At 45.6% G+C, this 12,075-nt stretch carries 14 protein-coding genes and 1 other annotated feature; all 14 genes read left to right on the top strand.

The window, feature by feature from the left end:
• Window positions 1-3 precede the first annotated feature (3 nt).
• The 14 genes from CVD19_RS06340 to CVD19_RS06270 all read left to right on the top strand — a co-directional run bounded on the left by CVD19_RS06340 (window position 4) and on the right by CVD19_RS06270 (window position 12,069).
• On the top strand, window positions 4-474 hold the full coding sequence (locus tag CVD19_RS06340; RefSeq protein WP_101581016.1) for a cytochrome c-type biogenesis protein CcmH: 471 nt from the start codon (window positions 4-6) through the stop codon (window positions 472-474).
• A gap of 162 nt (window positions 475-636) precedes the next feature.
• Window positions 637-996 (top strand): hypothetical protein, encoded by a 360-nt coding sequence (locus CVD19_RS06335; protein WP_101581015.1) that lies wholly within the window; start codon window positions 637-639, stop codon window positions 994-996.
• Window positions 997-998: 2 nt separating this feature from the next.
• Window positions 999-1,346: a hypothetical protein gene (locus CVD19_RS06330; RefSeq protein ID WP_101581014.1), complete on the top strand. Its 348-nt coding sequence runs from the start codon at window positions 999-1,001 to the stop codon at window positions 1,344-1,346.
• Window positions 1,347-1,359: 13 nt separating this feature from the next.
• On the top strand, window positions 1,360-2,064 hold the full coding sequence (gene ccmA, locus CVD19_RS06325; RefSeq protein WP_101581013.1) for a heme ABC exporter ATP-binding protein CcmA: 705 nt from the start codon (window positions 1,360-1,362) through the stop codon (window positions 2,062-2,064).
• Window positions 2,061-2,744 (top strand): heme exporter protein CcmB, encoded by a 684-nt coding sequence (locus CVD19_RS06320; protein WP_101581012.1) that lies wholly within the window; start codon window positions 2,061-2,063, stop codon window positions 2,742-2,744. Before ccmA ends, CVD19_RS06320 begins: the two co-directional genes overlap by 4 nt.
• A complete protein-coding gene (locus tag CVD19_RS06315) occupies window positions 2,744-3,454 on the top strand; it encodes a cytochrome c biogenesis protein (protein ID WP_101581011.1) in 711 nt (236 codons plus the stop codon). The genes CVD19_RS06320 and CVD19_RS06315 overlap by 1 nt, the downstream gene beginning before the upstream one ends.
• 50 nt (window positions 3,455-3,504) lie before the next feature.
• Window positions 3,505-3,636, top strand: a complete 132-nt coding sequence (locus CVD19_RS06310; protein ID WP_101581010.1) for a CcmD family protein — start codon at window positions 3,505-3,507, stop codon at window positions 3,634-3,636.
• A gap of 226 nt (window positions 3,637-3,862) precedes the next feature.
• The gene (locus CVD19_RS06305; protein ID WP_180953542.1) at window positions 3,863-4,570 is read left to right on the top strand and encodes a TlpA family protein disulfide reductase; all 708 of its coding nucleotides are present in this window, start codon (window positions 3,863-3,865) and stop codon (window positions 4,568-4,570) included.
• Window positions 4,571-4,820: 250 nt separating this feature from the next.
• On the top strand, window positions 4,821-5,345 hold the full coding sequence (locus CVD19_RS06300) for a cytochrome c3 family protein (RefSeq protein ID WP_101581008.1): 525 nt from the start codon (window positions 4,821-4,823) through the stop codon (window positions 5,343-5,345).
• Window positions 5,338-6,783 (top strand): ammonia-forming cytochrome c nitrite reductase subunit c552, encoded by a 1,446-nt coding sequence (locus tag CVD19_RS06295; RefSeq protein ID WP_101581007.1) that lies wholly within the window; start codon window positions 5,338-5,340, stop codon window positions 6,781-6,783. Before CVD19_RS06300 ends, CVD19_RS06295 begins: the two co-directional genes overlap by 8 nt.
• 283 nt (window positions 6,784-7,066) lie before the next feature.
• The gene (locus CVD19_RS06290) at window positions 7,067-8,254 is read left to right on the top strand and encodes an MDR family MFS transporter (RefSeq protein WP_101581006.1); all 1,188 of its coding nucleotides are present in this window, start codon (window positions 7,067-7,069) and stop codon (window positions 8,252-8,254) included.
• A 140-nt stretch (window positions 8,255-8,394) separates the two neighbouring features.
• Window positions 8,395-8,616, top strand: a binding site (T-box leader).
• Window positions 8,617-8,701: 85 nt separating this feature from the next.
• Window positions 8,702-11,116, top strand: a complete 2,415-nt coding sequence (gene leuS / locus CVD19_RS06285) for a leucine--tRNA ligase (RefSeq protein WP_101581005.1) — start codon at window positions 8,702-8,704, stop codon at window positions 11,114-11,116.
• Window positions 11,117-11,498: 382 nt separating this feature from the next.
• Window positions 11,499-11,804 carry a rhodanese-like domain-containing protein gene (locus tag CVD19_RS06275; protein WP_101581003.1) on the top strand — a complete coding sequence of 102 codons (306 nt, stop codon included), beginning with the start codon at window positions 11,499-11,501 and terminating at the stop codon, window positions 11,802-11,804.
• Window positions 11,805-11,886: 82 nt separating this feature from the next.
• Entirely contained in the window at window positions 11,887-12,069 is a 183-nt protein-coding gene (locus CVD19_RS06270; RefSeq protein ID WP_101581002.1) for a sporulation protein Cse60, read from the top strand.
• Window positions 12,070-12,075 lie beyond the last annotated feature (6 nt).

The following is a 12,075-nucleotide window of genomic DNA, read 5'->3' as shown; positions in this document are numbered from 1 at the left end:
TGGATGAAGACAAAAATAACGGTGATAGCCTTGTTCATCATCATTCTGATTCCAGGGCTGACTGCCGCTTACACATACAACTCGAAGGAATTCCAGCATATCATCAAACAGCTTGACATGCAGGGCCACGCCGACCATGAGCTTTCCACCTGTTCTGTGAAAAAGGTTTATTATGAAGAAGTTGTTGAAATGCTTAACGGCGGCAAGTCAGAAAAAGAAATCATCCAGTCCTATGTCGATGAATACGGCCAGGCCGCGCTCAGGACCCCTGGCAGCGGAAAAAGCGGCCTGATTGCCTGGGGAATGCCTGCAGCCGGGTTTGCGGCCGGCATCGCCGTCGTGGCAATTTGGCTGAAAAAGCTAAAAGGCAATGGGCACAGACAGAGCGATTTCAAAACAGTGAAATGGGAGTCAGACACCGAAAAAGAGATCGCCGGAAAACTATTTGATGAAGAGCGACGAAAGCTTTTCTAACAGTTAATCTGTTCTGAATCAGGATAATTGTCTAGCTTCAGCGCCTTGCCCCTCGGGTCATAAGCCGTCTCCTTTCGGAAATCGGGATTTCCTGCAGGAGCCGTCTTATGCCTGTCGGGGCTGACCAAGGCGCATACGCTTTTCTTTTAGGAGTTGATAGATATGGACTTTATACTATTAATAGCTGGAGCCGCGGTGATCATTACCTGCTTCTATTTTATTGTCTCGCCGTTTTTTGCAGGGAACCGGGGTGAGGCCGCTGCAAAGGAAACTGGGGAAGAGCGTCTTACGCTCGACATGGTTTACGGAGCTGTAAATGAATTGGAAATGGATTATTTGATGAAAAAAGTGAATGAAAAAGACTTTGTCCAGATGAAAGAACAATACCAGCTTCTTGCTAGTGAGATTATGAAGCAGGAAAGCAAACCAAAATCAGCTGCTGCCAGCAAGAACCGGTCAGACCAGGCTGAGCTTGAAATTTTGCGCGAACTGCAAAAGCTGCGCAAACAGGAAGGAAGATAAGGATGGGTGAAATACCTGCTTTTCATCCCGAATGGCTTGTCACGTTTTGGCTGACCACGCCGGGACTGAACTTGCTCAATCCGCACTATCTCCTGATTTTTATCGCCATTTTTACACTCGGGATGTATTTTTTCAGAAAACAACGTGTTGCAGTACAAGTGCCCGATGAGGATGAAAAACGCTTTAAGCATTTGCTCATGAAAAAAACTGTCATCGAAAAGCAAGTAGACGAATTGGAAGAGAGCCGAAAACAGGGAAGCCTCACCGAGGAGAAATATGAACAAAAAGCAAAGGAATTGGAGAAACATCTTGACCAGGTGAAGAAAGAACTGCTCCACTACACCTTATGAAAGAGTGGGAACCATGCTTGAATTGAAAAGTTTGACGAAAGTACTGGGAGATAAGTTAATTTTACGGAATGTCACTCTTTCGCTGGAAAGAGGGGAGACGCTCGCAGTCATAGGCCCGAACGGTGCCGGAAAAAGCACATTTTTTAAATGCACGGTCGGCCTGCTGCAGCCCACAAGCGGGGAAATTCTTCTGGACGGCGAACAGGTGAAAAAGAATTCACCAGCCGTTAAGCAGAAGATCGGCTTTCTCGGACATGAGTCATTCCTGTACAACACCCTTACGCCAATGGAGAATCTTAAATTCTACGGAAAATTGTACAAAATTAAAGAGATTGACCGAAAGGCAAACGAATTATTGAAGGAAGTGGGCCTCCACCTGTTCCGTGATATGCCGATCCGATCTTTTTCAAGAGGAATGATGCAGAGGCTTGCGATTGCACGGGTACTCCTTGCCGAGCCGGAAATCCTGATGCTCGATGAGCCCCATACCGGCCTTGACCAGGACGCGGTTGCGCTGTTGAACCGGATCATTAAAGAAAAGCAGCTAAGCGGAACATCGATTTTGATTATCTCCCATGATTTTGAGCAGGTATATGCACTTGCCGACAGGGTGGCCATTTTGAGCAAAGGAAAGATTGCCGGTACGATGGACCTTAACCCGGATGTTGGCCTGGATGTGATGAGGCAATGGTACGAGAAGGCGGTGAGGGGAGCATGAATTCGATCCTCGGAGACGCCATGACGATTGCCGGGAAAGACTTGAGCAATGAGCTGAAGACAAAGCAGACGATCGGGATGATGGTCATCTTCTCAAGCCTGGTCATCCTAGTATTGAGCTTTGCATTTGACCCAACAAATAATATGGTGAAGGCAATCATTCCGGGCCTGGTCTGGCTGATCACCGTCTTTTCCGGAATCCTCGGCCTGAACCGTTCGTTTCTTTCGGAACATGAAAATGATTGCCTGACGGGCCTCCGTTCGGCTCCTATTGACCCGGCAAGCATATATCTTGGCAAAGTGATCGCCAATTTCTCACTTGTCACAGTTGTTCAACTGATCAGCATACCTGTGTTGTTCATCTTGTTCGATTATCATTTTATCGGCTCTTATGTCTGGTTCACCCTGGTTGTATTATGCGGCACTTTCGGCTTCATCATCGTTGGCACCTTTCTCGCGGCGCTCGCGGCAAACGCCAAGAACAGTGAAATGCTGCTTCCTGTCCTGCTGCTGCCGCTGCTCAGCCCGTTGATGATTGCCGGTGTGCAGGCAACAAGGATTGTGCTTGAAAATGAAAATATGAAAGACGCTGTATCATGGCTTCAGCTGATGGCGGCATATGACCTTTTGTTCCTCGCAGCTTGTTTCTTCTTATTTGAATTTATCATGGAGGGATCTTAATGAAACACAATTCAGGCCTTATTGACCGGGTGTTGCTTTACACACTCGTTCCGTCGTTCTTTGTCGCCCTTTATCTAGTGTTTATCTGGTCTCCAGTTGAAAAGGTCATGGGAGCACCCCAGAAAATCTTTTATTTTCATGTTGGCTGTGCATGGGTGGCATTCCTGGCGTTCATCACGGTCGGCTACTATAGTGTCAGGACGTTGATCAAGCCAAAAATAAACCATCACATCAACGCGGGTATTGCAGCTGAAATTGGTGTCCTGTTTACAACAATCACCCTTGTGACCGGGATGATCTGGGGGAAATCAAGCTGGAATGCATGGTGGACCTGGGAACCGCGCCTTGCGACTACGTTAATCCTTTGGTTCATCTATGTAGCATACCTGTTCGTGAGAAAAATGGATGGGTCATGGGAAAAAATCGCAAAATTGTCCGCGGTATTCGGCATTATAGGTTGCATCAATGTACCGATCGTCTTCATGGCAATCCGCTGGTGGAACACAAAGCTGCACCCGGTAGTGTTCGGTGACGGCAAGAACCAGCAGGGTGGAGGCATCGAGCCGGATATGCTTGTTACTTTATTGTTTTGCATTTTTACAATCACAGTGCTTTACGCATTCATGATGCGTAAAGGTGTTGAAATCGAAAAAATGCGCTTCATTGTGAAAGAAGCGAAGAACAAAGCGATCAGCAAACTTGCTGGATAACAAAAATAGTCGAAAAACAATTGTTTCAACAAAAAAGGAGGCAACATCAAATGACTTATCTATTCATGGCATATTCAGTAATTTGGGCTTTAATTGTGGGTTATGTACTGGTTCTCGGAAAACGCCAGAAAGACCTGAAAAAAGAACTGCAGCTGTTAGAGGAATGGAATACAGAACATTGAACTACCCACCACTTATTTTTCTAACGAAAATTTGAAGTGGGGGATTCCTGCGAACACCAATGTATCCACTGATTATTTAGCAGGCTACCCCCGTCGCACCGACGGTTGGCAGTACAAGCGACTTTTTTAGTCTCCTGCGGTTTGCAAGTTTGTACGTTGGACTCGCCACACGCCCTACTTCACCTTGGTTTTCGCAACTTCGGAACGTGTGAAGGCGATTAGAACGTTGAAGATTTTACCTGGCAGACGTTTTTCCTGCCAGAACCTCATATCTTCAGTTTTCAAAGAACAACTTGTACAGGAATATAATTCCATGCATGTTTTGTTAATCGAAAAGGCGATTCATCTTCTACTCATTTTGGGCTATGCCCTCTACAAAATTGAAGTAGGAGTGTTCCCGCCTAGAAAAATAAAAGCAGGTGAGAGAATGGGGAAGAAAATCGTTCCGTTGTTCGTCATCATCGCAGCATTTGGGATCCTCGGGTTTCTCATGAATGGCCTTGGCGGTAAAGCCTCGGCCAATCCCGGGGACAAGGCGATCGAGTTTGAACTAAAAGATATATATGGGAAAAAGTATAAATTATCCGATTTTAATGGCCGGACAGTAGTGCTGAACTTCTTTGCCACCTGGTGCCAGCCATGTATAGATGAAGCACCGGAGCTTGAGGCATTCGGAAAAGATTACAAAAATGCAAAGCTGCTCATTATCGCTAAAGGCGAATCGACAATGAGGATGAAAAAATATATTAGCGAAAGCAACTCGAAGTTAACTTACTTATTGGATACAAAAGAAGATACTTCAAAGGCTTACAATGTCGTCGGCCAGCCCGAAACTGTGATTATCGATAAAAACGGGTTAATTGTACACAGATTTTCCGGACCGACCACAAAGGACAATTTAATCGATTTGATTGAGAAAAAGGCTTCACCATAACCTGGTTAAAACACGTTCAGTGTTTTAATAGATTCATTATTTGTATCTAGCTATGGCGCCTAGCCCCTCGGGTCATAAGCCAGTCCCCTACAAAAGTCAAAAAGCGACTTCCTCCGGGGACTGTCTTATGCCTGTCGGACTTGCACAGGATGTGCTGACGTGGACGTTCGCCACAGGACGTGGCGGTTTTTAGTCGAAGTTCATCTGTCAAGGCGCCTCCGCTTTTATGCTTTAAGGGAAGGTGAAAGTGATGTTAAAAAAACTCTTGGCTATTGACAAGAGGATGCTGTTGTTCATCGGTGTCTTTGCCGGGATCATTGTTTCGGTGGTCACCGTGAAGACATTGGCGTATACGGATTCCCCGGATTTTTGCAGCAGCTGCCATATCATGACCAATGTCAATGAATCGTTTTCCGATTCAACGCATGCTGAACTGGCCTGTGGGGACTGCCATCTGCCGCACGACAATATGGTCAAAAAGTATTCGTATAAGGCAAAAGCCGGGATGACACATGTTTATTACAATACTCTGGGGGAAGAAAAAATTCCTAAAGTGCTGCATGCAACAGACAGCACAGAAGATGTAGTCAGCCACAACTGTATCAGTTGCCACGAAAACACATTAGAGAACGTGTCGCATGATGCAAAAGACAACTGCACAAGCTGCCACCAGTCTGTGCCGCATGGAAAAGGCTTTAAGACAGAAGATTACTTTAAGCCGCCAAAATCAGGGGAGTTACTAGAAAATAAGGGAGGTACTATGAACAATGGCTAGGAATTTTCGGTGGGGATACTTGATCCTGGTCGCTGTCATAATGATCATTTCAGGCTGCTCAGGCTCGGAGGATAAAGCAACTTCAGCCAGTGAGCTGAAAACCGGGCTGAAAAAAAATGAAATAAGCAACGAAGCATTCAAGGATTTATTCCCGCTTCAATATGACAGCTACAAGAAAAATGAAAAAATGCAAGATACAAAATACAGCGGCTCCGTCAAACGCAGCAAGTTTGACCATGATAAAGAGCCTTACCTGCCAGTCCTTTTTAACGGATACGGCTTTGCGACCGAATACAACGAAGACCGCGGCCACACATACGCAAACGAAGACATCCGCGCGGTGGCACGTATCACTGACAAGTCGGTCGGTTCTTGCTTAACTTGTAAATCAACGGCTGTTCCACACATGATCGAGGAAATGGGCGACGACTATTGGGGCGGCAATTTCAATAAAGACATCTGGCCAAAGGCAGAAGCAATGGGCCATTCGCCAATCGGCTGCTCCGACTGCCATGATCCGCAAACGATGGACCTGCGCGTTACCCGTCCAAGCTTTGTTAAAGGAATGGAATCACAGGGTATTGACATATCGAAGGCTACCAAAAATGACATGCGGAGCTATGTATGCGGACAGTGTCATGTTGAATATTACTTTGCCGCAGATAACAGCGAAGTCACTTTCCCTTGGTCCAAAGGGTTCAAGCCTGAGGACATGTATGAATACTATGAAACAACAGCGAAAGAAAATGGTTTCGAAAAAGACTGGGTCCATAATGTTTCCGGGACACCAACACTGAAATCACAGCATCCAGACTTTGAAACCCATATGGAAGGTCCTCACGGAAAAGCTGGTGTAAGCTGTGCAGACTGCCATATGCCATATGACCGTGTTGACGGCAAGAAAAAAATCAGCTCCCACTGGTGGACTTCACCGCTTAAGACAATGGATCAATCCTGTGCAACATGCCATAGCAACCGGGAAATGGACGACCTGAAGGAACGCGTCACGGACATCCAGGATACACATATGGAAGGGCTTCATAACGCAGAAGATGTCTCGATCACTGCACACTACTATGTCAATAAAATGATTACATCTGGAGTAAGCGCAGAAAAAGTGAAGGTAGCTCAGGAACATGTCCGAAAAGGCCAGTGGTTCTGGGATATTGTTGCGGCTGAAAGCTCCGCAGGATTCCATAATCCGCAAGGATCGATGAATTCGTTAAGAATTTCAATGGAAGCATCCAACAAAGCTATTAAAGTAGCGACAGAGGAATTAGTGAAGAAAGGCGTGAGCCTTGAGGAACTAAATTCAGAGATCGAAAAAACGAAAAAGGCTGTTTATGACGAGAAAGATAACTTCAAGAAGAAAGACCATGCAACTGGCAGCTACTTCCCGGCCCAACAGCCTCCGGCACCACCAGCGACTAACAAATAATAGAGATATGTTATCAAGTATAGAGAATAGTTAAATAGGAAAACACTGTGCAAATAGTAGCTTGTGCAGTGTTTTCTTTAGTTTGGCAAACTTTTAGACATGTGTCAATATCATAACATGGTTCAATAGTGAATTTTCTTTGAAAATCCTTTGAGCATCATAGATCCAATCCGGGTTTAAAACTCAGGTGTTAAGACGGAAATATTTTATATTGCAACACGGCATAAAAACCTCTAAAATTACTTTGGTGTTCGAAATAATTTGTTTTGAAGGAGCGTTTAATATGCCGCGAGCCCTGTGGCTTTTGATAATTGGAATGGCAGTTAATGTAACAGGATCTTCTTTCTTGTGGCCATTAAACGCCATATATATTCATGACCATCTTGGCAAATCTTTGTCCGTTGCAGGGATTGTTTTAATGCTGAATTCAGCTGCAAGTGTAATAGGGAACCTGTTCGGAGGGAATCTTTTTGATAAAATAGGCGGATATAAATCGATTCTCCTTGGAATCTTCATCACACTATTGAGCCTTGCTGGCATGACAATCTGGCATGGATGGCCCCAATACGTCGTCTTTTTAACCATTGCGGGATTTGGTTCCGGCATTGTTTTCCCGTCGATGTATGCAATGGCAGGTTCCGTCTGGAAGGAAGGAGGGCGTAAGGCGTTTAATGCGATTTACGTGGCGCAGAATTTAGGTGTCGCTTTAGGCGCAGCACTTGGCGGGCTGGTTGCCTCTTATTCATTTCAGCTCATCTTCCTGGCAAATGCATTGATGTATTTCATATTCATGTTGATAGCTGTTTTCGGTTACCGGGGAATTAATATCCATGCTGCTCAACATACGAGCATCCTTAAGGAAAACGGCCAGGTTAAAAGCCATGCAAAATTACAGGCTCTCCTCATATTATGTACAGGCTATTTGTTGTGCTGGGTGGGCTATGTCCAGTGGCAGTCGACAATCGCTGCCTATACCCAGGAGATTGGCATCACACTGAAAGAATACAGTATCCTGTGGACCATTAACGGAGCTTTGATTGTAATCGGCCAGCCAGTGTTGAACAGACTTGTCAAGCCGTTTGAAAAATCGATAAAAATTCAAATGGTGTTGGGCATGGCCATTTTCATTGTAGCGTTTGCAGTTGCAGCATCAGCCCATCAATTTTCAGGGTTCTTAACGGCGATGGGCATTTTGACAATCGGGGAGATGCTTATCTGGCCTGCAGTGCCAACGGTGGCCGACCAGCTGGCCCCTAAAGGGCGGGAAGGCTTTTACCAGGGTGTCGTCAACAGCACCGCAACAGGCGGGAGAATGATTGGCCCGCTCCTGGGAGGCATTCTAGTTGACCTGAATGGAATGTCCATGCTCTTCACAATGATGATATGCCTATTCATTGTTTCAATCGGGACAACGCTTGTTTATGACCGGAAACTGAAGGAACCAAAACATATAGCTACAAAAGCAAATTAGTAAAACTCCGTATCACATGTTTTTGGATTTTGAATATGATGACTAATACATTTCCCGCTTGGTTGTCCACTGCTTGCAAATGAGCGGGAAATTTATTACAATATGTCTATGATTTAATACAATATGTCTATAATTTATAATGAAAGACCGTGACAAGGAGTAGTAGTGGTGCTTTAGCCCGATGTTAGAGAGCTGGCGGATGGTGCAAGCCGGCCGGGACCACCGTGAACTCGCCTTTGAGTCGCAAGTGTGAACCTAAAGTAATGCTTGCCGTTTTCCGCGTTAAGGATTGAATGAAGCGAGTGAATTTTCACTAATGTGGGTGGTACCGCGGGAGATATACATATCCTCTCGTCCCTTTTGGGATGGGGGGTTTTTTATTTTTTTATGAAAAGCTTACTGTCGGAGCATACAACATCATCTATCGATAACAGGAGGTACAAAACGATGAGCTTTAGCCATCAGCAGATTGAAAAGAAATGGCAGAAATTTTGGGAAGAAAATAAAACATTTAAAACAACAGAAGATAAAGGGAAGCGAAAATTCTACGCACTTGATATGTTCCCGTACCCTTCTGGCGCCGGCCTTCACGTAGGGCATCCAGAAGGATACACAGCAACAGACATCCTTTCCCGGACAAAGAGGATGCAAGGATATAATGTGCTTCACCCAATGGGCTGGGATGCCTTTGGACTCCCTGCAGAGCAATACGCGCTGGATACCGGAAACGACCCGGCGGAATTCACAAAACTTAACGTTGACAACTTCCGCCGCCAAATTAAGTCGCTTGGATTTTCATATGACTGGGACAGGGAGATAAATACGACCGACCCAGGCTATTATAAATGGACCCAATGGATTTTCCTGAAGCTTTATGAAAAAGGACTTGCGTATATCGATGAGGTTGCAGTCAACTGGTGCCCGGCACTCGGAACGGTACTGGCAAACGAAGAGGTCATTGATGGCAAAAGTGAGCGCGGCGGCCACCCGGTGGAACGGCGCCCGATGAAGCAATGGATGCTAAGGATCACCGCTTATGCTGACAGGCTCCTTGATGATCTGGAAGAAGTCGATTGGCCTGAAAGCATTAAAGAAATGCAGCGTAACTGGATCGGCCGCTCCGAGGGTGCCGAAATCACATTTGAAATTGATGGCCATGACGCAAAATTCACCGTTTTTACAACCAGGCCAGATACTTTGTTCGGCGCGACTTATGCGGTTCTTGCTCCTGAACATCCGTTTGTAGATAAGATAACTGCCGATGGGCAACGTAAAGAAGTGGACAGATACCTTGACCAAATTAAGAGCAAAAGCGACCTGGAGCGGACCGACCTCGCAAAAGAGAAAACCGGTGTGTTTACAGGGGCGTACGCAGTTAATCCGGCAAACGGCGAAAAAATGCCGATCTGGATTGCGGACTACGTGCTGATGAGCTATGGGACTGGCGCAATCATGGCTGTTCCCGCACACGACGAACGCGATTATGAGTTCGCCCAGAAATTCGGACTTGAGATTAAAGAAGTGGTTGCCGGCGGAAATGTGGAAGAAGAAGCCTATACAGGCGATGGGAAACATGTAAATTCCGCTTTCCTTGACGGACTGAACAAAGAAGAAGCCATCAGCAGGATGATTTCGTGGCTCGAAGAGAAGAAAATCGGCACGAAAAAGGTGACCTACCGTTTGCGTGACTGGCTGTTCAGCCGCCAGCGCTACTGGGGTGAGCCGATCCCGATCATCCACTGGGAAGATGGCACCATGTCAACAGTTCCGGAAGAAGAACTGCCGCTTTTCCTTCCGAAAACAACGGAAATTAAACCGTCCGGAACGGGCGAGTCACCTCTGGCGAATATTTCTGATTGGGTAAATGTGACCGATCCTGAAACAGGCAAAAAAGGGCGCCGGGAAACGAACACGATGCCGCAATGGGCAGGCAGCTGCTGGTATTATCTTCGCTATATTGACCCTAAAAACGAAAACAGGCTTGCTGACCAGGAAAAGCTGAATGAATGGCTTCCGGTCGACATTTATATCGGTGGTGCCGAGCATGCAGTACTGCACTTGCTGTACGCGCGTTTCTGGCATAAATTCCTTTACGATATCGGGGTTGTTCCTACAAAGGAACCATTCCAGAAACTGTTTAACCAGGGGATGATCCTTGGTGAAAACAACGAAAAAATGAGTAAGTCAAAGGGGAATGTCGTCAATCCTGACCAAATCGTTGAAAGCCATGGTGCAGACACGCTCCGCCTCTACGAAATGTTCATGGGCCCGCTTGATGCATCCATTGCCTGGTCGACCAATGGCCTTGACGGGGCACGCCGCTTCCTTGACCGCATTTGGCGCCTCGTAGTTCAAGAAAATGGTTCTGTAAATCCGAAGATCCACGATGCCGACGGCCGTGAGCTTGAAAAGGCTTACCACCAGACTGTGAAGAAGGTGACCGAGGATTACGAAGGCCTTCGCTTTAATACAGCCATTTCCCAGCTGATGGTCTTTATCAATGAAGCTTACAAAGTATCCGGGATTCCTAAGGATTATATGGAAGGCTTTGTCAAAATGCTTTCTCCTGTGTGCCCTCATATCGCTGAAGAGTTATGGCAAAAGCTGGGCCACACTGACACAATTGCTTACGCCGCATGGCCTGCCTATGATGAAGCAAAGCTTGTCGATGATGAAGTGGAAATCGTTGTCCAGATCAACGGAAAGATCAAAGCGAAAATGATGGTCCCGGCTGACGCCAACAGGGAAACATTGGAGCAAATTGCGATGGATACTGACACGGTGAAAGAACAAATTGACGGGAAAACAGTGAGAAAAGTCATCGCTGTTCCAGGAAAGCTAGTTAATATCGTTGCAAACTAATGTAAAAAGGACTCGCCGGCGGGCGGGTCCTTTTATAAATGGTGTAAAGCATCACCTGTATTTCTAAATCCCGGGAATATCTCCGAAGTTACCGGGATTAAATTTATGGTTACCGGGATTAAATTTATAGTTACCGGGATTAAATTTATGGTTACCGGGATTAAATTTATAGTTACCGGGATTAAATTTATGGTTACCGGGATTAAATTTATAGTTACCGGGATTAAAACGGCAGCAACCAGTAAAAATGGCTTTTTGGAATACTGGCACATCACTATTTTATGGAATATCCCGTAAAATCGAGTTGTTCATTTTCGTTTTATTCCGATTTTGGTTATAATACATCAAATAAGAACAATGGTATAAGGGAAGGATGGATACGATGGACGATATTAAGACGATTACTACGCAACAACTGCAAAAAAGGCTGGAAGCCGGTGAAAAACTAGAGATTGTCGATGTCAGGGAAGACGAAGAAGTGGCGACTGGAATGGTTCCTGGGGCAAAGCATATTAGGATGGGCGACATCCCTGACAATCTGGAATATTTTGATAAAGACAAAGAATACATTCTCATTTGCCGTTCAAGCAGGCGCAGCGCCAATGTGTGCCATTATTTGCAGGACCAGGGCTATAAAGTCAGGAATATGGTTGGCGGCATGCTTGAATGGGAAGGGGAAGTAGAATAACCGCTTTTGCCGCCGTAAAGTCCATGCTTATAAAAAACTGAAAATTTGGCCAGAATGGTAAAAAAAGAGAGGGAGAAGAGTTTTGATTCAGGTCAAGGTGTTTGATCATGAGCATGAGAAGGATCTTGAAAAAGAAATGAACCGGTTTTTGGGACGGCTGGACGAGGATAAGCTGCTGGATATTAAATATAATGTTGCCGTAATGCAAGAAGAAGAGGATGATCAAATTTACTGTTTTTCTGCGATGGTAGTGTACAGAGCCTGAAAGTAT

The organism is Bacillus sp. T33-2 (genome assembly GCF_002860205.1).
GTDB lineage: Bacteria > Bacillota > Bacilli > Bacillales > Cytobacillaceae > T33-2.
This window is presented reverse-complemented; position numbering and strand designations above follow the sequence as displayed.

Coding starts and splice junctions, on each gene's coding strand:
- CVD19_RS06340 (WP_101581016.1), top strand. CDS start 4: ATGAAGACAAAAATAACGGTGATAGCCTTGTTCATCATCATTCTGATT.
- CVD19_RS06335 (WP_101581015.1), top strand. CDS start 637: ATGGACTTTATACTATTAATAGCTGGAGCCGCGGTGATCATTACCTGC.
- CVD19_RS06330 (WP_101581014.1), top strand. CDS start 999: ATGGGTGAAATACCTGCTTTTCATCCCGAATGGCTTGTCACGTTTTGG.
- ccmA (WP_101581013.1), top strand. CDS start 1,360: ATGCTTGAATTGAAAAGTTTGACGAAAGTACTGGGAGATAAGTTAATT.
- CVD19_RS06320 (WP_101581012.1), top strand. CDS start 2,061: ATGAATTCGATCCTCGGAGACGCCATGACGATTGCCGGGAAAGACTTG.
- CVD19_RS06315 (WP_101581011.1), top strand. CDS start 2,744: ATGAAACACAATTCAGGCCTTATTGACCGGGTGTTGCTTTACACACTC.
- CVD19_RS06310 (WP_101581010.1), top strand. CDS start 3,505: ATGACTTATCTATTCATGGCATATTCAGTAATTTGGGCTTTAATTGTG.
- CVD19_RS06300 (WP_101581008.1), top strand. CDS start 4,821: ATGTTAAAAAAACTCTTGGCTATTGACAAGAGGATGCTGTTGTTCATC.
- CVD19_RS06295 (WP_101581007.1), top strand. CDS start 5,338: ATGGCTAGGAATTTTCGGTGGGGATACTTGATCCTGGTCGCTGTCATA.
- CVD19_RS06290 (WP_101581006.1), top strand. CDS start 7,067: ATGCCGCGAGCCCTGTGGCTTTTGATAATTGGAATGGCAGTTAATGTA.
- leuS (WP_101581005.1), top strand. CDS start 8,702: ATGAGCTTTAGCCATCAGCAGATTGAAAAGAAATGGCAGAAATTTTGG.
- CVD19_RS06275 (WP_101581003.1), top strand. CDS start 11,499: ATGGACGATATTAAGACGATTACTACGCAACAACTGCAAAAAAGGCTG.